We start from the raw sequence: 25208 nt of genomic DNA, 5'->3' as shown, positions 1-25208 counted from the left end.
TTGCTGTGGCAGCGGGATAGAGCACCCAGCGCAACGGCTGGATGCTCCCTTTCATTATTTATGCGACAGCTTTAGGGCGACCAGCGCTCATCAACGCGATTAGTCTTTTGAGTCGAGTCACCACGTCACTGGTTTCCAGGAGTTGCTGCTTGTGTTCGATACTGGTCGATAGCAACGGGGCGACTGTGTCAGCCAACAGGCTCGGATCGCCGATCGAAGGCAGGCCGAAACGGGCTTTGGATCCTGGCGGAAGCGCGGAAAAATCGACATCGGCGTAGGTCTGATAGGCATCGAGAACCGCATTCGAAAGAGCAGCGGCCTCCTCCGACTGGCCGCCCTGCTCTTCAATCGGCGTAACCTCCGCCGCCAAGAACTCGCCATCGGTAAGGCGGACGATGCCTGTTCGCTGAAGCCCACAGACGGTGACCTTGAGAGCCCCGTCCGCCTGTGTCTGGCGATCGACCACGTTTGCTATTACGCCGACCGGATGGAGGGCATCAAGAGTGGCGGGACGATCGTCGGCACCATGCCTCTGGGCGAGAACGACAACACGCCGATCACCAGCGAGAGCGTGTTCCACGGCTTGCCGAGTTTTGTCGCGCGCCACGAAAATCCGCGAGATCATGTGGGGAAACAGGACCATGTCCCGCATAGGAACGATGGGAATGTTTACCCCGACTGGAAAAGGCGTGCTAGCCTGGGCCGAGGTTGTCGACGACTGGGTCGCTTGGATCCTTGCGGCCAATACGTTCCAGTCTCGATAGCCAAGAATTCGAGCAATTAGCTCCTGGCTCTCACTGTTGGTGAAGGTGATAGATTTAGCGTGAAGCGCTTCACGTAGCGTTTTCGCCATAGCTTTGGCATCGCGGAAATCGCGCATGAGATGATCCTTTGCATAAACGAACGGAGAGTGTCAGGGGCTTGCGTTGCTGACCCGTTCGTTCGGGCAAAGGGAGCCATAAGTGGCTCGATACATTCACCATACCCCGACGGGGCGCAAGCAGCAGGCTGTATCTACCGAGCACCAATTGTGCGCAGAAGCCTTTTACTTGTCAATCTCAAGCTGGACGAGACTCCATCTTGGAAGGAAGCCGCCGCTCCCTATCACAAAATTCCCGAGTTTTGCTCGATATGTTACCCGGTCGTGGCGTGGCTGACCGTCGAGATAGGTCACCACGCTTTGAAGGGCGGAAGTCCGGTCCGGCGACCGTTGCGCAGAATACGCGATGCGTGCCCGGGAACTGCCCGCCCGATCTCGTCATAATCTGACGCCCACCCGCCCTGCTACCGCTCAAGATCAGAATGGCAGGGCAGGTTGCACTGGCGCAGTCCCCGAAGCTCCCAACCAAAACGCCGCCGATGTCTGTCGGGACCGTGAACTGTTTTCGAGATGACTGAGCGTTGGTCCCTGCTTGAAAAAGAGAAATAGCCAGGGTCGCTATAATGAGAGTGAACAGACGCATGCCCCTGACTTTGTCCTGTGCTGTAAACTTCCCGAACGTGCCCGAATTTTTGATCGACTTTTGCGCCGCCAGAAGTTCAGGTTTTTCGTGCCAGATTGAAGTTGTTGTCGTGCATTTCGTCTGCACTCCGCCACTGGTATCGGACGAAAAGCACCTCCGGATAGCTGGCCATCACGCCTCGTTTTTCCTCTATGATCTGGCCATTTATTCTCTCGTAGAACCGGCGCGCCGGATGATTGTCGGCCAAAGTCAGCAGGTGGACAGGCCGGTTTCTCTGTCGCGGTGAAAACCGCTGAATACCCGCCGCCAGCAGGCTGTGAGCGATGCCTTTCCCCTGATAAGCGGGGTCGACATACAGATTATGGAGGTATGTTCCGAACTGCGTTTCCTGATCAAACAGGAAGCACGAAAAGCCCGCCAGTTCCGTGTCAATATGTGCCAGGGTCACACGCAATCTCTCAGGGTCTAAGCCCTGCGAAAGGCGCTTCTTCCAGAGGCGAGCTTTTTCATCAGGCATTACATCCGCCAGATAATCTGCCGGGAGCATGCCAGCATATGCTCGTTGGCTGACGCGGACATGAAGCAAGGTTATCGCCTCCCGGTCACCCGGCGTCGCGTCTCTGACTGCTATTTCGACACCCACGCGCTCAACCTCCATGCCCAATTCCCGACTGAACCCGTTTATGCCAGTCACCCGGGCAACGCTGCAAACCAAGATTTTCGCAGCGAACCGCCAGAGTCGAAGAGTACGCTGCTGACTTGGTCTATCCCCGCCGCAGACCCCATTCCCGCTCAAATGCATCGCTGAATGCTTCCTCGCCTTGAGGCGGTGCAACGGGAGCGCAGTGCACGGCCTTTTCATCCGGCGCGGGGCGCACGTCTTTCGCTGTGACCTTGCCGCCCCTGTGCTCGACAACATAGTGAAGCCGCAGACCGGGCTGAAGCGTGGGACACGCAGGGTCGGTGATGCTGCTCAGATGGAGAAAGATGTCCGGACCTCCATCATCGGGTGCTATGAAGCCAAACCGTTTGGTGGCGTTGAACCACTTGACCTTGCCTGTCGGCATATATTTCTCCGCTGCTAGTTGGGCTTTATCTGCGATTGTTTCGCTGCCCACATTTCATAATCGCGGATCAGATCCTCAACGATCGACCACTGCGGATATTCGCGCCGCAGAAATTCGTTTTGCTGCTCCACGTCCGGCGATTGTTGAGTGGCGCTTTGCCGGAAACGGTCAAGCACACTGTGACGCATCAGGGCGAGGCACTCCGGCGACGCCAGATCACGTGGCAGGTGTTCGAGCAGGCCGCTGACGATGGCAACCCAGTTGTTGACCACATAGCGCCGGTTGACCTCTTCGACCTTGCTTGCCATGTCCTCAAGCATCGAGAGCAGCGCGACAAACCGGACGGGCCAGGTTTCGGATAGAAATTCCAGCGCCATCATCTCTACCGTCTCACGAACGTCCTCGGGAAGGGCATCGCAGAACACGTGTCTTGAATATTCGATCAACGATTATTCCTTGCCACACGGCTTTTCTACCGTGTTCAGACGATCCTTGATCTCCTTGCCGGCGCGAAAAAACGGCACCCATTTTTCCTCAACAAAAACCGCGTTGCCGTTGAGGGGATTTCGACCTGAGCGCGCCGGACGATGCCGCACGACAAAGGTGCCGAAACCCCGGATCTCGACGCGTTCTCCCCTTTCGAGAGCACCGGTGATTTCATCGAGGACGGCGTCGACGGCATTCTCCGCATCGCGGCGGTGGAGGTATGGATTTCTCGCGGCAAGGAGATCAACAAGCTCGGATTTAATCATGACACGCTTTTTAGCGGAAACATGGCATTTGGGAAGCTTCTACAGCCACCTCGAAGCCGAACCGCGGCACAGACCGCCTATGCTCATTGCCATTTGGCTCGCCGCAGCGGGCCGCTCCTCATGGAGATGATCTCTCCTACGAGGCGAGTTCGTCCGCCTCACCATCCTCGCGTGCTGATTTTGCAAGCGCCTCCTCAACCTCCCGCAACGCCCGGCGCTTTTTCAAGAGTTCATCGGCGAATGCGAATGAGCCGCCTTGCCTTGACTGGTAAGAGGCCAGGCGCCGACGATATTCCTCCAGCCGCTGGCGATAGCGCTCCCGCTCCTCGTCGAAGCCTGCCAGCGCGTGCTCGAGACGAGAGATAGCTCCAAGCGGCGTGACGGTCACCGGCAGTTCTATCTCATAGTCGGCGCCGGTGCGCTGGAGCAGGGTCTGGTAGTGGTAATTGTCACCACGCCCGAATGTCTCACCATCGTAGACGAGATCGAAGCCACCGGTCGAGGCGATGACGGTTTCGCCCTCGCTCTGGAGCTGGACGAGGGTGAGGATTTCCTTCATCAGCGCCCTCCCCGCATCTTTGCGCTCCGTATAGGTCTCGCCCATCACCTTAATTGCAAACGCCTCGCCTGCGGTCGGCACCAGCCGCTCGATATCCTGACCGATTTCACCGATACGCCGCGTGGCTGTCTCGATCTCGCGCTCGGCGTCGCGGATCTGGCGGCGCACGGCGAAGAGATCGTCGTCATGAGCTGCCCGCAGCCGTTCCAGCCGGGCTATATCGGCCTCCAGCCCCGCCTTCTGCATCAGCCGCTCGTCACCGGACGCAATCGCCTTGGCCATGGCGAACTGATTGGCCTGCCCCTCGTTCAGATCCTCCAGCCGACGGACCGAGGTGTCGCCCGAGAGTGCCGCGGCAATAAAGCGAGCCTTGCGTTCGTTGTTCTGCCACATCGCGGCGTCGAGTGAGCCTTGCGTGGCATAGGCGTAGATCTCGACCTCGTCGTGCTGGTTGCCCTGACGGACAATGCGGCCCTCCCGTTGCTCGATCTGCGACGGCAGCCACGGCACGTCGAGATGGTGGAGCGCTTTCAGACGAAGTTGGGCATTGACGCCGGTGCCCATGGTTTCCGACGATCCGATCAGAAAACGGACCTTTCCGGCGCGAACATCCCCAAATAGCCGCTGCTTGGCCTCCGTCTTTTTGAAGTCCTGCATAAAGGCGATTTCCGAAGCCGGAACGCCCACGCGGATCAGCTCGTCGCGGATCCAGCGATAGGCGGAGAACCCCCTGCTCTTCTCGACATTGATCGTGCCGAGATCGGAGAAGATCATCTGTGCTGCACCCGGCAGATCATAGGGCTTGCCATCCTGACGAATATACTCGTTCTGCGACGTCTCCTTCCAGATACGGTGTGCGTTGCGCACCAGCAGATTGAGCTTGTTGTCCGGCTCGTCATCCATCGTTGGCGTCACCAGACGCAAGTCGATCGCCGCATGGCGGCCGTCGGTGATGACCGACAGCAGAATGTCGTCTCCCGGTTCAGGTGGCCGGTCACGCTCCTCGATCGCCTTGATGCGGGTTTCGAGGATCTTTTGGTAGGTCCTGAACGCCGGCGTGGGTGCGGCGGTGAGTATCTGTCGCTTGCCGGTGGCGATCTCCGGTACCCTGACATAGGCCTTGAGGTCCTCCGGCATCACCACGTCGGCGAAGGCCCGAAACATGGCAATCAGTTCGGGCACGTTGACGAAGGACGAGAAGCGGCTGACTGGCTTGTATTTGCCTGACGGCTGAAGTTCGAGCTCGGTCTTCTCGTCACCGAAGTTCGAGGCCCAGGCGTCGAACTCGTGCAGCCCGCGCTCGCGCAAGGCCTGGTGGCCCAGCAACCGCTGGATCGAGAACATCTCGCCGAGCGTATTGGTGATCGGCGTCCCGGAGGCAAGGACAAGCGCGCGGCTGGGATTTTTTGTTTCGATATAGCGGGACTTCACATAAAGGTCCCAGGCCTTCTGCGAGCCGTTCGGATCAATGCCCTTGAGTGTCGACATGTTGGTGGCGAAGGAAAGTTTGCGAAACTCCTGTGCCTCATCAACAACGATCTGGTCGACGCCGATCTCCGAGATGGTGAGAAGATCGTCCTTGCGTGTGGAGAGCGCCTCCAGCCGCTCCTGCAATCTCTCCTTCAGCCGCTCAAGCCGCTTTCGCGACACCCGGTCATCGCTCTCCACCTTCGCCAAAAGATCCTCATAGAGCTGCAACTCGTCCTGGATCATTTGTTGCTCGAAGGCGGAGGGCACGCCGATGAACCGGAACGCCGAATGCGTGATGATGATCGCATCCCAGACCGCCGTCGCTGCTCGGCTGAGGAACCGGGCGCGTTTGTCTTTGGTAAAGTTGGTCTCGTCGGCGACGAGAATATTGGCGGCGGGACAAAGGGCGAGAAACTCGCGTGCCGCCTGCGCCAGGCAATGGCCGGGAACGACCAGCATCGCCTTGGCGATCAGTCCGAGGCGCTTCTGCTCCATGATGGCCGCTGCCATGGTCATGGTCTTGCCAGCGCCGACCGCATGGGCGAGATAGGTAGAACCCGCCGATATGATCCGCCAGATGCCGCGCTTCTGGTGGCCATACAAGGAAAAGGCGCTCGACGCGCCTGGCAGTTGAAGGTGGGAGCCGTCGAACGCTCGCGGCGCGATGTTGTTGAAGCGATCGTTGTAATCGCGCGCCAGCCGTTCGGCCCGATCCGGGTCGGTCCAGACCCACTCCTGGAAGGACTGCTTGATCTTCTGCAGCTTGTCGCGGGCAGCTTCGGTGTCGACGACATTCAGCACCCGGCGCTCGCCATCGGCGTCCCTGATCGTGTCGAAGATCTGCGGCACGCGGCTGTTCAGGGCGTCGGAGAGCAGCTCGCCCGCATGACGGCGGCTGGTGCCCCATTCGGAAGTTCCCGCACCGCTATAGCCGAGCTGACGCGCCTCGACGGTCCAGGAGCCCATTTCCGGCATATGATGGATGCGGATCTCCGTTCCCATCATCTCGTGGACAAAGGCGACGACGTCAGAGGCCGGTATCCACGGTGCGCCGAGGCGCGCGGTGATATCCGAGGGACGAAGATCGGCCGGCTGCACCTCTTGCAACGCCCGGACATTGCGCTGAAAGACAGGATCGAGTGCAGCGGCCGCTTCAGCCACAGCGAGCCTGGTGCGAACCGGGCCGGAGAGATAGGCGTCCGACGTCTGCCAGGAGCCATCGGCGGGATCGCGAAAGATGGCATCGCCAAGATCAGCGATCACAGTATCAGTGCCGCGATGCAGCAGTTCGGCAATGTGATCGATATCGACACGACCGCGTTCGTTGAGGACAACCGCCAAGGCATCGGCAGCACTGGTGATGACAGGTGCGGCGGGCGGCGAGATCACCCGTTCGGTAAAAATCGGACCGGGACGGGCGGTATCGGTTTCGAGGTCGTAGTCCTCGATCGAGGCAACCAGCCAGCAATCGGGGTCATCCAGAAACGGCTGCAAGTTTGGGCGGCGGTGTGTTTCTCTCACCTCACCGGTCTCTGCATCCTCCGATAGCGACACCGTCGTGTGGTTGATGGGTCCGAAGTCGCGCACGAAACTCGACCAGGCAATGCGCAAACGTACCTGGCTGTCGCGCCATGGCCGGCCCTGCTCCTGCGCTTTCAGAACCGCGCGCACCGCGTCGCGAACCGGGATCAGTTTCTTGATGATGCGGACATGCTTTTCCGACAGCCGTTCGGCTGGTCGGCCTTCGCCGCTACCGCCTTTGCGAACCTTGATTTCGACAGGCCCGCCATCGATCATCTGCATCAGGCCGTGTCTGGTGTCGATGAAGAAGCTGCCTTCGCGGACCCTGGAATGTTCGGGACGTAGATCGACGATGTCGCCGAGTTCGTCTTCCAGATCGATATCGATTGCGGTCGGTTCGCCGTCGTAAATATCTTCCGGAAGAAGGGCGATGGCAGCGTTCAGCGCGGTTTCGAGATTGATGCCGGGATGGGGACGGCAGGTGTACGTCTCTCCAAACGGGCCGGATGTAAGGGCATGGGTGCCGAGCACGAAGTCAGGATGACGGGCAAACCAGCGATTGACCCGGATCGCACCTTCTTCTTCCGTTGCAGCGCGGACCTCATCGACATCGAGCCAGGTCTGGTCGCCCTCCGGTTCGCCGGCCTTGCGCTTGCGGAAGAACAAGAGATCGACCACAACGTCCGTGCCGGCGTCCCGGCGGAAACTGCCCTTCGGCAATCGAATAGCGGCAATGAGATCGGCGGATCTGGCGATATGCTCGCGCGCCGACGTATCAGCCTTGTCCATCGTGCCGGAACTGGTGACGAAGGCGGCAAGGGCGCCGGGTTTCAGGAGGTCGATCGAGCGCGCGATGAAGTAGTCGTGCAGGCGCAGCCCAAGGACCCGGTATTGCCGATCCGAGCGCACGGTTCGATCCGAGAACGGGGGATTGCCGATGGCGAGATCGTAGATCGGCGACAGGTCCGTGTGCGCAAAATCACCTGCGATGATCCGCGCCTTTGGCTGAAGCAGACGAACGATGCGCGCGGTGACCGGATCGAGTTCGACACCGGTGACGTAGCTCTTGTCCCGGAAGATTTCCGGCATCAGAGCCGGAAACAGGCCCGTACCGATGCCCGGCTCCAGCACACGGCCGCCGCGCCAGCCCATGCGCTGCAATCCGGCCCAGATCGCCCGGATGATGAACTCGGGCGTGAAGTGCGCATATTGGGTGCAGCGTGCCAGCGAGGCATAATCGGTTTCGGATACGGCGCTCTCGAGCCTTGAGCCGAGATCGTCCCAGCCCTCGCGAAACTCAACCTCGCCCGGGCGGCGAAACATGCCGTTGGCAAGCTCCGATGCTCCGAACCCGGTAAACCGGATCAGCCGTTGCTGGTGTTCGCGCGTGACGGGGACGTCGTTTCGCTCGATCTCGTTGGCGGTGAGGATGGCTGCGACATTCATCCGCGCCCGCTCCTTCCAGCTGGCAGCAAGGCCACGATCGTCGCCATCATCGAGATAGAAGTTCGTGCGGTCGCCCTGTTTGCGCACAACCGTCTTTCGGGACACGGGGAGCGCCGATGCGGGTGCAGGCGGGGTGGGTTCGGGATCGTCGTCGTTCGCAGGCTCCGGCGCGAAGCTGCCAAAGGCCGTAATGCCGAGACCAAGGCCCGACGACAGCGCGCTGCTGCCGAACACGTCGAGAGTGAAAGGATCGTTGGACATGAACTGTTCTCCTTGGAAGAAGGCGAGCGCCATCTTGCCCCCGGGATGCCGGCAAGCGCGATGATCGCAACGTTGATGGAAGGTTGACTGTGAGGCCGGTGTCAGCGGCGGATCGGCGTGATGGACATGGACGTTTCGTCCATGATGATCTGCAGATGGGTGCAGTCGGGACTTGCCGCGATGACCTTCACGAGCATGGCGCCCTCGAGAAACTCCACGCCGTCATCGCCCCCGAAATTCTGGTGCTTGTAGTGCCACCAGTCGGGGTTGGTGTTCGGATCGCACTCTTCGGCATAAACGACGCATGGGCGCTGGCCCTCGGCAAGCTTGCCGTTGGATAATAAATACACGCCCTCGTCGCCAACCAGCCAGACACCCGGCTGTTCATCACGACCGGGATAAAGCCCGTAGTGGGGATTGCGGAAGCCGCCATTGCGGTAGGCGTCGATCCGACCGCGCATCATGACGATGCGGACGTCCGTCACGGAAAAGGTGAACATCGCCCGCCTCCGTCACGCTGCGATCGTGTCGGGCAGATAGCGCAGATGCACTGGCAGTTTCGCGGAAATCTCGGCGTCGGTGAGATGGTCGAGCCGTTTCAAAAACGTGCCGTCCTTGCCGCCATAAAGCATGACCGTGCGCTTGCCACGATCGCTCAACGGCCAGCGCTCTCCGGCATAGCCGCGATAGTCATCCGCCGTGCTCGACCAGATGTGCTCCAGCCGTTCCTCGCGCGTCATCGCCCGAACCGGTCGGGTTTCGCGCTCGACGATGGCGTTGCGCATGCGCTCGGGCGATCCCTTGTCGGCCAGATCGCAATAGCCGTGGAAATGGCGGATGTGCCCGTCAATCGATAATGTGAAAAAGATGCTGGTGATCGAGCCGGTCAGGAATTCGCGCATGGCGAACATATCGCCCCGCATCCAGAGCGGTGGGAGGATCTCGAACATGTAATCGTGGGATGCCTCGCCGATCTCGAACCATTCGCCGCGATAGAGCGCGTGGTCGTCGCCCTCCCACCGGTTCGGGCGCTGCGCGTAACGGTCGAACATACGGAACATCTGCCGGCGATCGGCAACCCCTTGATACACTTTGCGAATGGGAGAGACGGTCATGATCGGGCTCCTTCAGCCTCGTCCGGACCGGAGCGCGGCGGATCCTTATGGTCGCCATCTTCTCTTCAGTCCTTCCTGACCCCTCCCCTCTGGCCGCCTCTCCGTCCAGCGGGTCAAGGGCCGGCGCAGCCGGGCGAAGCTTCACCCTTGACGCGATCGGCGGGCATGCGGCAGGCCCCGTCTCCCCTCATTTTCCCTTTGCTTCTTTTCCGCTTTTCGGGCGCGCAGCGCATCATTCCAGTCGTCGGCTGGCGGTGTCAGGCGCAACCAGTCGCAGCCGGCTTCATCGGCGATATCGCGCAGTCGGCCGGCAAAGGTCTCGCCCTGGTCGTTGGCATCCGTGGCGGCGACCAGATTAGCGCCGGGACGCGCGGCCAACCTGCGCATCGCGGCATCCGTCGTCGGTGACCACCCTCCGCCGGTGCTGAGATAGAGACTGCCCTCCCGCAAACCCTCGAACGCGGCAAGGCTCATGGCATCGATCGCGGCTTCGGTGACGCAGAGGCGCGAGCCGTCGATGGCTCCGAGCCGGAAAAGCACTTTCGAGCCGCCGCTCGAAAACCCGCGCCAGTCGGGGCCGCGTTCTTCCCAACCGGTGACGAGCCCACGATCATCAAGATGCGCTGCCCACATGCTGCCGTGCGGACCTTCCCGAAGCAGGTCGGCCTGGACAGCGGCGCGGATGACAGTCTCAGGCAGGCAGCGCTGGTCCCGAAGATACCGCCAGGTCATCGATCCTCGCCACGGTATGCGGCGTCTTGCCCAGCGCTCCGGAGCAACGTCAGCGGGAGCGCGGTTTCGGACGGGTCGGGTCCAGCGGGGTTCGTCTGCGACGATCCCGACCAATGCCGCAACCTGGTCCAGGGCTTCGACAAAGGATATGCCCTCCAAATGCTCCGCAAGGCTGAACACGTCGCCCTTCATATCGGACAGGGGATCGAACCAACCCCTACCCTCATGAATGACGATGACGATCTCCGTGTTGCGCCGATATTTGAGCGCCCGGCGGGTGCTCTCCTTCACATCGACTGCGAATCCCGCCTGCTCCAGGAGGACAGCGCATGGGACGCGGTCTCGCAGATCTTCCAGTCTTCTTTTTTCCATTCTTTTGCCGGCGCTCTTGCGTCCGCCTTTCTCCTTGATTCTCGTGTTCCCGCAGTTTGCGGGACGGCATTCGGCTGTCCGCGAAGAGCAAAGGAGGCAAGGGCGCGGCTGGCAACATGCAGAACTGCAGCTCGGCGCTGATGCCAAAAGGCCAGCCGTGGCGAAGCTTCCCTTGCGGCCTGCCGCTCGCAAGCGGCACCTGAGAAAAGGAAGGGTCTCAATGAGACCCACCCGGAACATATTCATGCACGATCTCTAGATCGTCTTCGTCATCGAGTTCGTCGCTCGGCAGAACGCCGAACTCGTCGCCGCTCCGAAAGAGCGTAACTGGAACCATCAGGGTGCGGGAAAGCTGGAAGGCGTGGTTCTGCGCAAGGGAAAGATCGGTGTTCATCTGAGGGCTCCATCTTTGGAGCGGGCCATTCCCGCTCGATGGCTCCCGTCAGTGTCCGGAACCGGTCGCGATCACCGCGAAGGCGCAGCCGCAGCGGCCGCAGCTTGCTAGCGGACCCCGTCAGCGGGTTGATCGACGGAGATCCGGGGCCGGACCAGGAAGCCATCCATCAAGAGCGGGAATGGGACGCCTCCTATGGGCCCCGCCTCCGACCGACAATGATCGTGGTGATGCGGTCCTCGCTGCCCCCGACGTTTTCGCTGCTTGGTTCCTTCCACTCCGGACATCAGTTTGGGGTCGACACGACTGGTGGAGACGGGTTCCATGAGACGTGAAACCGCGAACTTCCGGGCGCTCGATTGTCCCGTCGGTTTGCGCATAGGTGCATTGCACAATTTTTGTTTGCGCATCGCATATATTCTAGGCATAAAGCCCATAGCTGATGCACGCGACGGCCTCCTCCCAGTGTCATCGCATCAGCTGTTCCCCTCTGGAGGTTTTAACCTTCACACTTCAAGGGCCTCGGTTTTCCGGTGGCCCTATTTTTTTGCCTGGTAGTCGGCCGACTTGTGGAAGCCGCATCAAGAATCCATCTAGTTCCCAAGCGGGTACAGATAACAAACTCGCTGGAATCAATTGAGATCGCAGCCGCTTGCAACCTGGTATCGTCGCCACTTGCCAGTGGACAGCGGTCGAGTTATTCCATCTACGGAATATCGCTTGAAATATTCCACAGATGGAATACATTTGGAGCATCGATGAGTTGGAGCGTTGAATATACCGATGAGTTTGGTGAGTGGTACGCGACGTTGGTCGAAGCCATTCAGGACGATATTGTAAGGGTGGTCGGGCTTCTCGAAGCCAAAGGACCCCAACTCCCCTTCCCGTACTCATCCGGCATCGAAGGCTCCAGGCACGAACATATGCGGGAATTGCGTATTCAGAGCGGCGGTGAACCCTACCGGGTATTCTACGCTTTCGATCCGCGTCGCACCGCTATTTTGCTGGTCGGTGGAAATAAAACCGGCGACGACCGCTTTTACGAAATCATGATTCCGGTCGCTGATCGCCTATATGACAATTACCTGATCGAGATCGGGAAGGAAGGGTTGATATGACTGGACATCGCTCCTTTAACGACCTGCGCAAGAGTATGGCGCCTGAACGTCGCGCCCGCAATGATGAAGCAACCAAGGCAATTCTCGAGGAAATGGCGTTGCATGATCTACGTCAAGCGCGTGAAAAGACCCAGCAGGATGTAGCACGCGCACTCCACGTGAAGCAGCCGGCTGTCGCAAAGCTGGAGCAGCGTGCCGATATTTATGTCAGCAACCTGCGACGCTACATCGAAGCTCTTGGCGGGACGCTGGAGATCACAGCAAAGTTCCCCGACGCCTCAGTCAGCATCAAGAATTTCAGCGAATTGGCCACCGAAAAATAACATTTTCGCCTTGAATGGAATCGGACCGCCGACCCTCAGTTCAGTTGGCTCTGTCTGGCTAAATTTTTTCTAATGTAGCCAACTACTTCCTTTTCGGAGTGGTCGACTTGGGTCGACGATCTCGGCAGCTAGCACCAACAGCAGACATTCGCTTTTGGCGGCGCTCGTCCGATACAGGGCCGTTATCGGACCGACGGTTGTCGGCGGGGAATTTGAGAAAGCTGTCATCCTACATCAGACAGGCACACAGTCCGCGCGGTATTTCGCAGCTTCGATCGAATACCGGGGTAGAAGTGCAAATCAGCGAGAGCCCTCTTAAGTGCCTTATTTGGGCTTGCTAGGTTTGAGGGACGGTGTATTCCCTGGTGTGCCTTTGTTATCACGGCGGCGCTGATCGGGTTTCCCCGTGGATTTCGCTATCGGCTTTGGTCCTGGTTTAAGTGCCATGAATGCTCTCCTTTTTTGATTAACAAAATACGCTTGCGCATACGAGGGTTTATGACACAACAATAACAGTCCACACTAGTTCTGGCTGAAGTCAAGGCCCATGTGTATTCCTGGAGTAGCAACCCCCACGAAACACCATCAAGGACCGCTTTGCCCCAAACGCAGACGTTCTGAACTGCAGCTCCTGAACCAATGTCGAACCGCGGCCCATGAAACGTGCATAGCCCAGAGAATGACCATCAGGCTGCGCCATCGGCAAAGCCACTTTGAAAATTTCGCGCGTGATTTGTGTCTTGTTCGCTCTGACCGCGCCGACGAGCGGCACGCCAAGACGAGATGACGCGTAGACCTTCACCGTCTTCCCGTATCATTCCAAAGAAATGGATTCCGCTTAATCAAGCTGATCGACCCCCGTGGCGGACGCAATCAACCGAAGCGTTTGCGACAAGCCCTCAAAAAGCCTCAACTATTCGGCTACGGAGAAGGCCTGGTTTGGGATAAAGACCCAGCCTCTCGAAAAAATGCTACCGTTGCATCAATCAACTTTTCCAGCGTTGCCGTGCCTTTGTCGGTATTAAAGATATGATTCATAGGTGCCGTCCACACCCGATTCAGACCGTTATGCGCGCTGGCATATCGTTGGGCGCTTCCCGCAGGAATGTCCATATCCAGTGTGCCCTCCGCAATGAAAAGCGGCCCCGGGAAGGCCCCAATCTCAGAAAGCGGGGCGACATTTTCGACCTCGGCAAAAAAGTCTGGACCGACGCTTAGAGTGGCACCCCACGGCACTATCAGGTCCGTCGGAGTCGCACTATTCAGACCTCGGTTGTATACCTCCACCCCGATGAGCTTGGGGAATGACACCTTTGGCTCTGCGACCGCCGCCCACAAGGCGACGCCGGCAGGACGTTTCGTCTGAGCCGCGGCTATCGCGGCGACGAGCCCTCCTTGGCTCCACCCGAGGACAATGATTCCCATCTGGGAGGACGCGGTTCGACTGTCGAGAAACTCCATTGCTGCGACGGCATCCTCGACTTGCTTTGAATATGTTGTGTCGGAAAAATGACCGTCACTGTCGCCCGACCCACGGAAGTCAATCCGAAGGCTTGGATTCCCGAGAGCCGCCAGCGTCCTTGCAACATAGGCAAAAATTCCTTCTCCGGTGGAAGCAATACTCAACTCGTCACGGCTCCCGCCAAAGCCATGCAGGAGCAAATAGAAGGGACCCTCGACTTTCTCAGGCATTCGAAGAGTACCTATGACCTGCTGGCCGTCGACTTTAAAGTTTACCGTTTCTTCTTCTGTCATTTAGGCTCCGTAATTAAGCGTCGCATCCCAATACCGCTAGAAGCCCCGGCGAGATGGTCGAGAAAATCCTTCATCAATGTTTCTATTGTACGGTCTAAGTGTAAGGCACGGCTAAAATGCCAAGCTATTTTCATGCCGGCCGTTTCCCTACGAACGTCAATGTAAAAACAGCTCTGACGTTCGGTGTCGGTCGCTGGCGCCTTTCGAATCTTTTCACTCGCAATCTTGAGTTTGAGGCGATCCAGTTGCAGCAGTTGGTCCACGTTACCCTGGAAATTGAAGATCACCATCTCCTGCGGCGCGATGTTATAAGTCCAGTCGCTCCGCTCGCGATAATCGTCAAACCAGGCGCCCGCCAAAGGCGCGTTACAACGCTGCCGGTGCACAAGCTGAACCTGTTGGATTAGTGATAGTTGCGAGTTGATCTCGAATACCAACAGCGACAGCACCGATAGCCATCCTACCGTCTCCGACGAATCCAGCGAACCGATACCCGCCGATCTTCGCCCGGCATCGATGTTGACGATCCGGACATGGTTATCGGCTGTCCACTTGCACAGCGTCCGCGCTAGCGCCCACATGAACACGTCTATAATCGACGCGTCGGCTTCCTTTGCCAGGTGCTCGAGCTGGTCCGCTTGCTGCACCGACAGAGTATGCACCAAAGCGGAATTATAGATCCCTCGATTGCTCACTGGAGACGGTCGAAAGTCCTTGGGTAACTCGACGAAGTGGTAGCTATCAAGGGCCTGTGTAAAACTGTTGGGCAGCATGAATGTATCGGCGAATTGCCGACGGTGCCCGGCAATCTCACCGACACTCGTGGGCAATTTCGCGCGGACCTTCGAACCGGCAGCGAGATTCCTGTAGTTATCGATGATCTCGCGGAGGACAACCCCGTTGGAATATCCATCACTGATCAGGTGATGTACCCTGAGAAACAGGCGAACCTCGGCGTCGTTCCAGTGAATATAGGCGAGGGAGAAGAGTGGACCATTTTCTAGATCGACCGAGTTGTTCTCGCGCAGTGTGAACCACTCGAGCACGCGTTGACGGTGTTCCAGCGGGCAGTTCCGCAAGTCGAGTGTTGTGAAAACTCCGGGGTGTGGGGTAGCGGCGACGCGCGCGGCCCGATCGTCTGGGCTAAACGTGCAACGCAACGCCGCGTGCCGTTGTGCGCAGGCTTCAACCGCAACACGAAGCAACACCGTATCGAATACTTGATGTGCCGTCAGCAGCAGGCCGGTCCACCACTGATTAAGGTTGCTACCACTGGAAAGAAGCCAGCGCTGCGCGGGCAATAGCGGAATCTCTTGCACCGCCTCTTCCGGCTTGGCTTTATTGGCGGTGTTCTTCCCGTGTTGCTTCAGAAGGTAGGCCATCGTCGGGTTTGTGAAGAACGCCTCAAGATCGATATCAATTCGCAAGACTTCAGAAGACGCAGCCACCAGCATCAGGACCTGAAGTGAATTGGCTCCAAGGTCAAAAGCGCTGTCCTCCAGACCGATGGTTACGTGAGGTATTATCTGTCTCCAAGCTGTGCGTAGGCGCTCCTCAAGTTTCTGGCCCATCAGGTACTCCGCAGTAGGCAAAGGTCAGTTTCGACTCACGACAGAAAGATATCTACATGTGACCGCATGTCGGTCCCGGCCCTGTACTTCAAGTTTAGCGTCGACATCGAGCCTATACATGTGGGGCTTAAGCAAGGTTACTTTCACAACTGTAAGGTCGTAGCGAACATAGGAGCCGGTTAAGACGGGAAAATGCACCCGCACCTCATCATGCCCATAGAACATGTAAGTGTGTGTCTCCTGCAATGGCTTCGTCAACTCGAAAACCGCATCTGGAAGAAGAGAGAGAAGGTAGAAGCCATGGACAACAGTCCCTCCGAACTTCTCTGTGGCTCGAAGTAAATCCACATGAAGGTACTGCTCGTCGTAGGTTAGGCGGGCGTACGTTTCGACGGTCGACTGCGTGATATGGTGCCAGCGACCCAATCCCAAATGCCTGCCTTCCATCTCACTCCAAGGATTGCTGCGCATTGAAGCTCCGCTCATTCGCAACTCAATATTCTAGTTGGGCAATCGGTTCCGATTTACACTCTGGCACTTCTCGCTATACGGGAAGTGCGTTTCATCCGCCCTTTATGCACTTTCGCATCTACTCAACTGTATGCGAGTATTTACGGAAAATCCAGAAGGCGTTTACGGGGTCAATCTAGCCAAATATATCTATAACTGTTTGATATATAATGGATATGTTGCGGGAACAATTTATCATTGACTAAAAATCACTGCAAGTTCGAGTTGAACATTTGCAGCGTCCATAATAGGCTGGTTCCCGAGCAATGCAATTTAAACGCTACATCCTGCTGAAATAACGATTTATCAAATAGTCGAGCACTTTGGGTGTAGCGTGATCTGGGAGGAGGAATTTCATGAGCTCAGGTGTGGAACAGCGGTATCGTTATACCGTTGATGCGCATATCGACCGCGGCTGGTCGAAAGTGCTATCGTATGATCCGGTCGTGATCTACACTGCCTTCGACCATGGACAGCCATTGGGAATGGCCGGAGCAGTGGGCGACGAGTTCCACACTCACCCTATCACTTTTCTTATGGCCTTTCGTTGGAATATCGAGTCTCACGATATGGCAGCTTGGATGGCTGACCGGGTTGCCGAGTATAGGGCGAGGAACCCTCTCCATCGTTTCATCTACTTGTGCAATTGTGAGGTTGAATATGAGTTCGCCCGAGCTGCCGGCCTCGACGCAGATTTGCTGAATCATAATCTTACCTGCGACGAGAATCTCTTATTCCCAATTGAGGGGCCCAGACTTTTCCACGCGATCTACAACGCTCGTCTCTCTGACTGGAAACGTCACGAACTTACTGCAGAGATCGAGAGTTGCGCATTCATTTGCTATCGCCCTGACCACATGGATCCTGCCGTCGCCCACCAGCAGGAGCAGCAGCTTATTCAGCGTCACAAACAGTGGCCGGGACATGTATTTCTCAATCGATGGACAGACGAAGGGCCGGTTAAGATGGAGTACTCCGAGGTCAACTCGGCGCTGAGTACTGCCAAGGTCGGGCTGTGTCTCTCGAGCAGCGAGGGTGCAATGCAGGCGTCGATTGAATATCTCCTAGCCGGTTTGCCTATAGTTAGCACGCCATCTCGCGGCGGACGCGAGTGGTATTTCGACGATGAATACTGCGTAATGTGCGACCCGACGCCTTCTGCCGTAGCACAGGCAGTGCAGGACGCGATGGCGCGTTGCGTGCCTGCCAGCTACATTCGCCAAAAAACGATTGAGAAAGTCCACGCAGATCGCGAACGCTTCAAAGCCCTAGTCAACACTTTAGTGGCCGAGGGAAATGGGACGCCAACGCTCGGTCAAGGCTGGCCGTTCGAGCGAAAGATAATGACCAAAGCTCTGTGGAGCGAGGCATCGAACGAACTTAGGCATACACTTGCCGACCTGGCCAATTCTCCACGACCAGCCATATTTGCGTAGGCCAGACATCAGCTGCCCGGATCTCAAACGGCCATGATAGGGATGCTAGTGCTCCATGACTAGAAGCCAAAGCGACGTATCTGAGTTCATGAAGATTGCGATACCCGTAGGTGTCGAAGCTGCTATACAACGCGTCTTCATGATCGTTGAACAAATTATGGTCGCCTATATTGGCATTGGGTGTGTCGCCTTAGCCGGAGTTGTAAACAACCTTCTCTATATGACGCTTGTAGTCCTTCTGCCCATTGGGGCGGGGTTCTCCATCTTAATTGCTCAAGTCAGGGGGCAAGGTAACTTCGACGGGGTTAAAACGCTTGCAATCGCTTCGATCGTGGCGACGACGGGGATCTCTTCCCTGCTGAGCCTATTGGGCTGGCTCTTTAACGTCCAACTACTTACGCTTTTTGGCGTCAACGACATCCCTGGAGCAACGGAATTTTTAGGCGTCCTTCTAGTTGGCGGACCTATGATGATAGTGGGCTCGGTCATCTCCAATATTCTACGCGTAGAAGGTCGGGCCAAGCTACCGATGGCCGTTACGACTTCAAGTTTGGCGGTAGCGAATTGCCTTACCGCTCTTGCCGTTTATAGCGATGCTACCGACCAGCAACGTATGTTTGCAGTGGGCCTTGCCATTCTCGCTGGCTATTCTGTTCGGCTAGGTCTGTTGGTCTACTTGCTATGGCGCCATATGGGCTTCTCGGTTGCAGAGCTGAGTGGGAATGCGGCGCTGCCCAGCTATATGAAGCGAGGATTCGCTATCGCCCTTCCCATGTCGGCCTCAAAGTTGGTTTGGATTTGCGGATTGGCTAGTTTCACCGCAGTATTTGCGCAGGAAGGGGTTGAGCTTCTGGCCGTCAGCCAGATCGTAATCGCGGTTCAGTCCGCGTTTATCATGTTGGCTTCTGGTGTGCCGGTCGCAGCCAATTCCCTAGTTGGTAATGCCGTCGGCGCAGGCATCGCAACTCTTGCAAGCGATCGGGCCAGAAAGGTGATCGTCATCTCTGCCGTGTTCTCGATTATCTTGGTCATCATCATGGTGGCCTCCCTGCCTATTCTGCCCACCATCTATGGTGGACTATCGGAAATCCAAGTCTGGCAGCTGAATGCGTGTGGCATCATAGCAGCACTTTCAATACCAATCATCGTCCTAAACATGGCTATAGGCTCCGGCATCGTTGCATCAGGAGGTGATACCCGCTTCCTGTTCTATATCGACGCGGTCGCCACTCTGTTGGTCGGCCTACCCGTGGCATTGCTGCTTTGGCACTTAACAGATCTCGGAATATCGGCGGTTTTCATCGGGCGCGCGGTCGAGGAGACAGTCCGCCTCACACTAACGACTTTGCGGTACAAAACAGGGCGCTGGAATTTATCTCCAGTGTCTGTGGCATCTTGAGACGACATGACCGGACTCGGTTTCTCGAGCAATCATCGGAACTGAAAGAACGTAAATGAATGCATTTTACGCAGGATACGTCTTGTTGATGAGCGCGGCACGTCTCTCACAAATGAGCCACAAGGCCCTCAGCTTCGACGTTGAAAAAGCATATGTGAAAAAGCTCCGCCCCGAAGCTCTACTTATTTGGAGATCGAGGCTCTCGAAATCGGTTGCGAAGAACACCTATGCCCACGGTCTTAAGTTGCTGAGTTCGGCTGCCGACGCGGCTAATCGCGCGCGCCACGAAGGTGCAGCGCTGTGGGCCGCGGAATAAGAGCAAGCATGGCGTGGCGCCTGAGGAGGAGTACGCAAGAATGAACAAGCACTTTGTGGATCATCGCTTCCTCACGAGGGTGACCGCCGCGATTGAAGTGGCGAGGCTGCATGCGGAAGATGTCGATGAGTCTGGACGCTTTCCTTCCGAGACAGTTGCAGAGTTGAAGCGGCAGCGGCTGCTGGGGATACATTTGCCAAAACAGTTTGGTGGCGAGGCCGCCACTTTGGAGGAACTGGCCGAAATATGCGCCTGCTTGGGAGCGGTATGCTCATCATCGGCGATGATATTCGCGATGCACCAAGTCCAAGTGGCAAGTCTTGCTATCTATTCCGAGCCGAATGAATGGCATGATGCATTGAAGCGCAGGATCGCGGCCGATCAGTTGCTTTTGGGATCATCCACTACTGAGGCGGGTGTTGGCGGCGACCTCCGCAACTCCTCGTGTGCGGTCGTAATAAATGGTAACAGTTTCACGCTCGAAAAGGTGGCGCCGGTAATCTCCTATGGCCTTGAGGCGGACATGCTCCTTATAACGGCCCGGCGAAATCCTGACGCCTCAACCGGAGATCAAGTATTGGTAGCGGTCGAGCGCAAAGACTATACGCTAGAGAAGACGCACCACTGGAACACGCTGGGCATGCGTGGCACCCGCAGTGATGGTTTTGTCCTTCGTGCAGCAGGTAGTTTGTCGTGCATACTGCCTAAGCCATTTTCAGAGATCGCCGCGCAGTCGATGCTTTCCTCGTCTCATATTCTATGGTCGTCTACGTGGTATGGCATGGCGGCAGAAGTAATTGCCCGCTCTCGATCTGCTTTGCGCAAAGCTGCTCGTACAACGGGCGCGAGCGTTCCTCCAGGCACGCTTAGGCTTGTTGATGCGGAAGCGGTTTTACGGTCCGTTCGTTCCGATATCCGCGCCGCTATCGAAAGAGCCTCCGAAGCGGAGATGCATATCGACAGCTATGGTTCAGCCGTCTTTCAGACCGCTATGAACAATCTAAAGGTCACCACTGCCGATCGCCTGATCGAGATCATCGCGCACGGGATGATGATCATTGGAGTCGCTGCTTACAGAAATACAGGGCCTCTAAGCTTGGGACGTCTTCTAAGGGATGCATACTCCGCACCGCTTATGATCTCGAACGACAGAATACGACAGAACAATGCAAACCTAGTTCTTTTGTCGCCGACAGAAAAGTTGCTTGCACAATGATGCACGAACCTGCGCAAGGGTATCCTTTGCTTTACCGCCCTGGGAAACATGGCCGCTCGGCCGATCCAGACGCCAACAAATATCCTCTTCTCTCGCAGCAGCTATTAATACGCTGCCAATGAAAAGGGCCTAACCCATGGACGCAACGATCGCAGCACTGGAAGAACTTACACCGGTCTCCTCCAGTTTTGCCCCCATAGATGACAGTGCCTTCATTCGGTTTGCTCGCACCTCCCCAGGCACTCGCACCCCCGTTTTGATTTTCAACGCCATTGGGGTTTCGTCGGAATTGTTTCTCCCGCTGAGTCTATCGTTGGTAGCGGCCGGGCATTCCGTCGTGCTCTGGGAGTACGGCCGTGTCGGGGACGATGGGGACACGTTCTTTTCTCGCGTTCAGTCATACAGGGCGTTACTTGGTCACCTGCGTGCCGGCCTGTTCGATCTCGGCCTTGAGGACTGTCAAGCCGTCACTCTGTGCAATGGCGCATCGGTACTTGCCCGACTGCAGGCAGAACTGCCCTTTGCTGTTTCGCGCGCGGCATTGATCAGCCCCTACTTTAACCTCTTGCACGTGCCGCATCAAAGCCCTTACGAAACAGCCCTCGTCCCGTTGCTCATGAAAGCTGCAACTGACGAAGGAGGAGCAGCGAGGTTCGTTCACAGCGTGCTAAACCGTGGAGGACCTGCGGTGGCGTCAAAGGAAGCATTGTCTAAGGCCCACATGGCCAGCCCACGCTCCATTGCTGGCTATTCCCGGATGTTGCGGGATTATCGTTGCGACGACGAGACCCACGTGCTTCGTCGCGTAAAAGGAGAACTGCACGCCTTTTATTGCCTAGATGACGAGGCTGTTTCAACGGACTATCTCGAAGCCATCCGCTTTGCCAAGCCTAGCATAGGCCTTAGTACTTATGCCGTAGGTGGACACTACGGGATAGTTGATAACCCGTCCTTGATCGCCGATGTCACTGCCTATTTGGGTGGCGACCGATGAGTAAAGCGCCGCGGATATCAACGCGTATAATCGAAGCCTTTGTGTGTCACGCTACATATCCTGCGATATCGGCGCCAGATGGCACGCGCACCTATGACGAGATGTTGAAGGATAGTCGAAATTTATTCCTGCATATCAGTCGGTTGAGTGATAGATCGAGCTTCTTCGTCGCAACTACGAAGCATTATGGCACCTACCTAGCGGCGTTGACCGGCGTAGTCCATGAACTGGGATACGTTCCAATCAACCCAGCTCTTCCGCCGGACCGAGTAGAAAGCATCTTACACGCAGTGGATGCCGACGTCCTGGTTGCCACGGAAACCGATCGCGGGTGGGCGCAATCATTGATAGATCTGGGACTGGTTCGCAATGCCATCATTTTGCCTATAGGGGGCACAACAAATGAAATCTCTATCCTAGGGAAGCTTCCGGACTTGCCCTTGGCAGCCGTCGGGGCTGGTACTGAAAACCACGATCCGATCGCCTACGTTCTGTTCACTTCTGGCACGACCGGAACTCCAAAGGGGATACCGATCCGTCATAGCCAGCTCGACGCTTATCTTACGGCTATTAGTAATATCGTCGCACTCCGACCCAGTGACCGCTGTTCCCAGGTATTCGAGCTATCATTCGATTTGTCGGTACACGACATGTTTGCAACTTGGATGGCTGGTGCATGCCTCTGCATTCCGTCCAAACGGGACGCATTCAATTTGGGCGCCTACATCATGCGCGAGAATATCTCCGTTTTTTTCTGCGTGCCCTCAGCCATCCGCTCGATCCTGATAGGTTCGTCGCGGCTCCGAGCGGCACTAGATAGTGTGCGACTCAGCTTGTTTTGCGGAGAAGCCCTCACCACAAACGATGCGCGGCAGTGGTTGAAAGTGGCTGAGCGTTCCACCCTTTTCAACCTTTACGGCCCCACCGAGGCGACCATCGCTATATCGAGCTTCAAGTGCAATGCTCAGGATCTGGAGATGCTTTCCTTTAACACGGTACCGATCGGGTTTCCCATTGGTGACTCGCGCTTCCACCTAGAGGACGAAGCCGACGGCGCGGGTCAGTTATGCATAAGCGGGCGGCAAGTTTTCGGAGGTTATCTGGATCGATCCCGAAACGATCAGGCGTTCGCGAAGCTAGAGATCGACGGCGCTAAGGTTTGCGCCTACCGGACGGGTGATATCGTGGCACTCTCGGACAGATTTGGATACGTCTTTAAAGGCCGAACCGATGACCAGGTAAAAGTCAACGGATTCAGGATCGAACTGCTCGACATCGAAGCGACCGTAGAGCGGCACCTCGTGGAAGCAGTTGCCTATGCCTTTGCTCTTCAGGTGGATGGTGCAACCAGTCTGGAGCTACGCGTCTATCATCCAGGAGTTTCCCTGGAGGACGTGAGGCGCGCCTGCGCTGCTCATTTACCCAGTTACATGATGCCGAGACGAATTTCGTCGCTGCAACGGGCTTATTTCAACAGCAACGGAAAAAAGGATCGCAGAGCCGCTAGTCAGGAATTGCTCGGTTCGCTTTTTGAGGAGTTTGGAAAATGACGGAATCTATAAAGGAGCAGACGCAGTTGATCGTCGACTGGATTAAGACCCTGAATGACGGGATGCGTGACGTGGATCTTGATGAAGATCTTTTCGACAGCGGGTTGGTCAGTTCCCTTAAGTTCATGCAGCTGGTGCTGTTGATCGAACGGGTTACTGGCCAGGAGGTAGATATGGATTCAATTGAACTTGAACAGTTCAGCTCCGTTAATGCAATCGTCGATAACTTCCTGCTGCCCACACCTGCACTGAATAATGTAGTTTGAGCTGTACTATGGATCCGGTTAGGCTTGCATTTATCGCGAACGGCGCCATGGGCGATCAATGTCTGAATATGGCTTCAGGCGATACACGCATCAAGGTGGCTGCGCTGGGCGTAGACAACCGGCTAGCTAATTCTCAACTCCTGCGGACCGCGAGCCGAGAGAATATTCCTATCTTCGAACTCTCTTCGTTGCAGGACGAGATCGAAAATTTACGCAAGTTGCACATCGACTACCTGCTCAACGTAAACTCTCGCGTCATCCTAGGAAAGGAAATCCTCGAGCTGCCCACCCGAGGTTCCCTCAACTTTCACAACAGTTTTCTGCCAGACTATCGTGGACTAAATGTTTGTTCCTGGGCAATATACAATGGCGAAGAGGAGTACGGGGTCACGTGGCACTTCATTGACGCAGATAAGGGCATAGATGCAGGGGCGAACGTTCTTCAGCGACGGTTCCCTCTGTGCGGAAACGAGACCGCTTATTCTCTTATCGTCCGATGTGTCGAGGTGGGGATTCACATGTTCCCGGAGTTGATCGACCTGCTCGTTGCCAATGTCACCCCTTCCCCCGTTACTGTTAGGCCATCGTCACGTCTCTTCCTCGGGCGGGAGATCCCCAACAATGGGAAAGTTCCGATTGGTGGAGAGTTTGAAATCGCCTACCGGTTTCTTCGAGCAATGGACTTTCGACCACTTAAGACTGAACTTATTCCGGCCTTTGTCGAAATTGAAGGTGAACTTTTCGACGTCGTTTCCTACCGCGGCTTGCGCGATCCCGAGATGAAACAGGTTGATCACGTTGTTACGCTTGAGCGCTGCCGATCTGGCATCCACTTTATCGGCGGCACTATACAATTACCGCGGTTGCGAAAGCAGTCGACCGGCGAACTGCTTGCTTTAACAGACATCGGCGAAGTGGCCGACAGGTGAAAATGCTGTTGGATGGGGAACTAACACCGCAGGTCCACGCAAACGGGACGAGGATGCTTGCTCCCGGGAGAAAGGCTTACTGCCAACCACACATGTTCGGAGATCTCGGTCAAGACCACATCCGGCGAGACTCCACCATCGACGCTCAAGGCCGCAAGATGATCGCCATTCCACGTACAATCAATCCTGCTAAGCATAGACGGCAGGCCGCTTCCGAAGTACTTTGCGACACTCTCCTTGACGGTCCAGGTTCGCAGAAGGACTGTGTCTTTGCCCGTGGACTCCGATTGCTCATAGTAATCGCGCTCACTACGCGTCAGCATAAGCTTGGCGATGCTGCTCATTCCGGTTGTCTGCTCCTCAACGTCTACGCCAACGATGCCGGTGCTCGAGCAACCTATCGCTACCCATCCACCCGAATGAGAGATGTTGATATCGAGCCCTTCTGTGCCCCGCAGAACCGGTCGACCATGGCAGGTGTCAGCAACCAACTCAAGTTTGCAGGCGGCTTCTCCGCTTATTCGCTCGACGAGCATCTTGAATGCCAGTCGGGAAATCAGGAATCGCCGTCTGTCCGACGGCATAACAAGCCTTGCATACCGGCGGCGCTCAGCCGCGGTCAGTGGGACATCGGCCTCTCTGAGTCCGCCTGCCTCTGGATCGAAGCGAACGA

The 25208-nt window shown here is 56.8% G+C and carries 24 protein-coding genes; 10 read left to right on the top strand and 14 right to left on the bottom strand.

All coding sequences use genetic code 11. The features are described 5' to 3' along the window. Positions 1 to 58: 58 nt before the first annotated feature. The 10 genes from JZX89_RS26435 to JZX89_RS26390 form a co-directional block, all read right to left on the bottom strand. The gene (locus tag JZX89_RS26435) at positions 59 to 880 is read right to left on the bottom strand and encodes an LON peptidase substrate-binding domain-containing protein (protein ID WP_207135878.1); all 822 of its coding nucleotides are present in this window, start codon (positions 878 to 880) and stop codon (positions 59 to 61) included. Between the two features lie 659 nt (positions 881 to 1539). Beyond that, the gene (locus JZX89_RS26430) at positions 1540 to 2121 is read right to left on the bottom strand and encodes a GNAT family N-acetyltransferase (protein ID WP_210348647.1); all 582 of its coding nucleotides are present in this window, start codon (positions 2119 to 2121) and stop codon (positions 1540 to 1542) included. Positions 2122 to 2227: 106 nt separating this feature from the next. Continuing rightward, positions 2228 to 2530: a cold shock domain-containing protein gene (locus JZX89_RS26425; protein ID WP_207135877.1), complete on the bottom strand. Its 303-nt coding sequence runs from the start codon at positions 2528 to 2530 to the stop codon at positions 2228 to 2230. 14 nt (positions 2531 to 2544) lie between these two features. Next, positions 2545 to 2910, bottom strand: a complete 366-nt coding sequence (locus JZX89_RS26420) for a hypothetical protein (RefSeq protein ID WP_246746810.1) — start codon at positions 2908 to 2910, stop codon at positions 2545 to 2547. A gap of 69 nt (positions 2911 to 2979) precedes the next feature. Further along, entirely contained in the window at positions 2980 to 3282 is a 303-nt protein-coding gene (locus JZX89_RS26415; protein WP_207135875.1) for an integration host factor subunit beta, read from the bottom strand. Between the two features lie 136 nt (positions 3283 to 3418). Further along, on the bottom strand, positions 3419 to 8539 hold the full coding sequence (locus JZX89_RS26410; protein WP_207135874.1) for a helicase-like domain-containing protein: 5121 nt from the start codon (positions 8537 to 8539) through the stop codon (positions 3419 to 3421). Positions 8540 to 8640: 101 nt separating this feature from the next. Then, positions 8641 to 9039 carry a DUF3085 domain-containing protein gene (locus tag JZX89_RS26405; RefSeq protein ID WP_207135873.1) on the bottom strand — a complete coding sequence of 133 codons (399 nt, stop codon included), beginning with the start codon at positions 9037 to 9039 and terminating at the stop codon, positions 8641 to 8643. A 12-nt stretch (positions 9040 to 9051) separates the two neighbouring features. Continuing rightward, positions 9052 to 9654, bottom strand: coding sequence for a DUF1419 domain-containing protein (locus JZX89_RS26400; protein WP_207135872.1), 603 nt, complete (start codon positions 9652 to 9654; stop codon positions 9052 to 9054). Positions 9655 to 9795: 141 nt separating this feature from the next. After that, positions 9796 to 10758 (bottom strand): DUF3991 and toprim domain-containing protein, encoded by a 963-nt coding sequence (locus JZX89_RS26395; protein WP_207135871.1) that lies wholly within the window; start codon positions 10756 to 10758, stop codon positions 9796 to 9798. Positions 10759 to 10975: 217 nt separating this feature from the next. Then, complete coding sequence (locus JZX89_RS26390) at positions 10976 to 11152, bottom strand: hypothetical protein (protein WP_165422072.1); 177 nt, start codon at positions 11150 to 11152, stop codon at positions 10976 to 10978. A 758-nt stretch (positions 11153 to 11910) separates the two neighbouring features. On the opposite strand from JZX89_RS26390, the gene JZX89_RS26385 reads away from it, so the two are divergent. Together JZX89_RS26385 and JZX89_RS26380 are read left to right on the top strand one after the other, a co-directional pair. Further along, positions 11911 to 12270 (top strand): type II toxin-antitoxin system RelE/ParE family toxin, encoded by a 360-nt coding sequence (locus JZX89_RS26385; RefSeq protein WP_041699467.1) that lies wholly within the window; start codon positions 11911 to 11913, stop codon positions 12268 to 12270. Further along, complete coding sequence (locus JZX89_RS26380) at positions 12267 to 12593, top strand: XRE family transcriptional regulator (RefSeq protein ID WP_207135870.1); 327 nt, start codon at positions 12267 to 12269, stop codon at positions 12591 to 12593. Before JZX89_RS26385 ends, JZX89_RS26380 begins: the two co-directional genes overlap by 4 nt. Positions 12594 to 13514: 921 nt before the next feature. Here the strand turns inward: JZX89_RS26380 and JZX89_RS26375 are convergent. From JZX89_RS26375 to JZX89_RS26365, 3 genes are read right to left on the bottom strand one after another with little or no spacing between them, the layout of a single operon-like run. Beyond that, on the bottom strand, positions 13515 to 14348 hold the full coding sequence (locus JZX89_RS26375) for an alpha/beta hydrolase family protein (RefSeq protein ID WP_207135869.1): 834 nt from the start codon (positions 14346 to 14348) through the stop codon (positions 13515 to 13517). Further along, complete coding sequence (locus JZX89_RS26370; RefSeq protein WP_207135868.1) at positions 14345 to 15919, bottom strand: condensation domain-containing protein; 1575 nt, start codon at positions 15917 to 15919, stop codon at positions 14345 to 14347. The genes JZX89_RS26375 and JZX89_RS26370 overlap by 4 nt, the downstream gene beginning before the upstream one ends. Positions 15920 to 15943: 24 nt before the next feature. Next, entirely contained in the window at positions 15944 to 16390 is a 447-nt protein-coding gene (locus tag JZX89_RS26365; protein WP_170986031.1) for a MaoC/PaaZ C-terminal domain-containing protein, read from the bottom strand. A 395-nt stretch (positions 16391 to 16785) separates the two neighbouring features. Between JZX89_RS26365 and JZX89_RS26360 the strand changes: the two genes are divergently transcribed. The 8 genes from JZX89_RS26360 to JZX89_RS26325 all read left to right on the top strand — a co-directional run bounded on the left by JZX89_RS26360 (position 16786) and on the right by JZX89_RS26325 (position 24535). Then, positions 16786 to 17865: a glycosyltransferase family protein gene (locus JZX89_RS26360; RefSeq protein ID WP_207135867.1), complete on the top strand. Its 1080-nt coding sequence runs from the start codon at positions 16786 to 16788 to the stop codon at positions 17863 to 17865. A 55-nt stretch (positions 17866 to 17920) separates the two neighbouring features. Further along, complete coding sequence (locus JZX89_RS26355; RefSeq protein ID WP_207135866.1) at positions 17921 to 19264, top strand: MATE family efflux transporter; 1344 nt, start codon at positions 17921 to 17923, stop codon at positions 19262 to 19264. Between the two features lie 88 nt (positions 19265 to 19352). Beyond that, complete coding sequence (locus tag JZX89_RS26350) at positions 19353 to 19580, top strand: hypothetical protein (RefSeq protein ID WP_207135865.1); 228 nt, start codon at positions 19353 to 19355, stop codon at positions 19578 to 19580. A gap of 40 nt (positions 19581 to 19620) precedes the next feature. After that, on the top strand, positions 19621 to 20796 hold the full coding sequence (locus JZX89_RS26345; RefSeq protein ID WP_207135864.1) for an acyl-CoA dehydrogenase family protein: 1176 nt from the start codon (positions 19621 to 19623) through the stop codon (positions 20794 to 20796). A gap of 136 nt (positions 20797 to 20932) precedes the next feature. Then, positions 20933 to 21790: an alpha/beta fold hydrolase gene (locus JZX89_RS26340; protein WP_207135863.1), complete on the top strand. Its 858-nt coding sequence runs from the start codon at positions 20933 to 20935 to the stop codon at positions 21788 to 21790. Further along, on the top strand, positions 21787 to 23340 hold the full coding sequence (locus JZX89_RS26335; RefSeq protein ID WP_207135862.1) for an AMP-binding protein: 1554 nt from the start codon (positions 21787 to 21789) through the stop codon (positions 23338 to 23340). The genes JZX89_RS26340 and JZX89_RS26335 overlap by 4 nt, the downstream gene beginning before the upstream one ends. Next, positions 23337 to 23606, top strand: coding sequence for an acyl carrier protein (locus JZX89_RS26330; RefSeq protein WP_207135861.1), 270 nt, complete (start codon positions 23337 to 23339; stop codon positions 23604 to 23606). Before JZX89_RS26335 ends, JZX89_RS26330 begins: the two co-directional genes overlap by 4 nt. 8 nt (positions 23607 to 23614) lie before the next feature. Next, a complete protein-coding gene (locus JZX89_RS26325; RefSeq protein WP_207135860.1) occupies positions 23615 to 24535 on the top strand; it encodes a formyltransferase family protein in 921 nt (306 codons plus the stop codon). Between the two features lie 20 nt (positions 24536 to 24555). Here the strand turns inward: JZX89_RS26325 and JZX89_RS28980 are convergent, their stop codons facing one another. Then, positions 24556 to 25119, bottom strand: a complete 564-nt coding sequence (locus tag JZX89_RS28980; protein ID WP_440131605.1) for a 4'-phosphopantetheinyl transferase family protein — start codon at positions 25117 to 25119, stop codon at positions 24556 to 24558. Positions 25120 to 25208: the final 89 nt, after the last annotated feature.

Origin of the sequence: Agrobacterium burrii, from assembly GCF_017313405.1 — a bacterium.
In the GTDB taxonomy this organism is placed as follows: Bacteria; Pseudomonadota; Alphaproteobacteria; order Rhizobiales; family Rhizobiaceae; genus Agrobacterium; species Agrobacterium burrii.
Note: the sequence above shows the minus strand (reverse complement) of the source record. Positions and strands in the feature narration are given on the sequence as shown.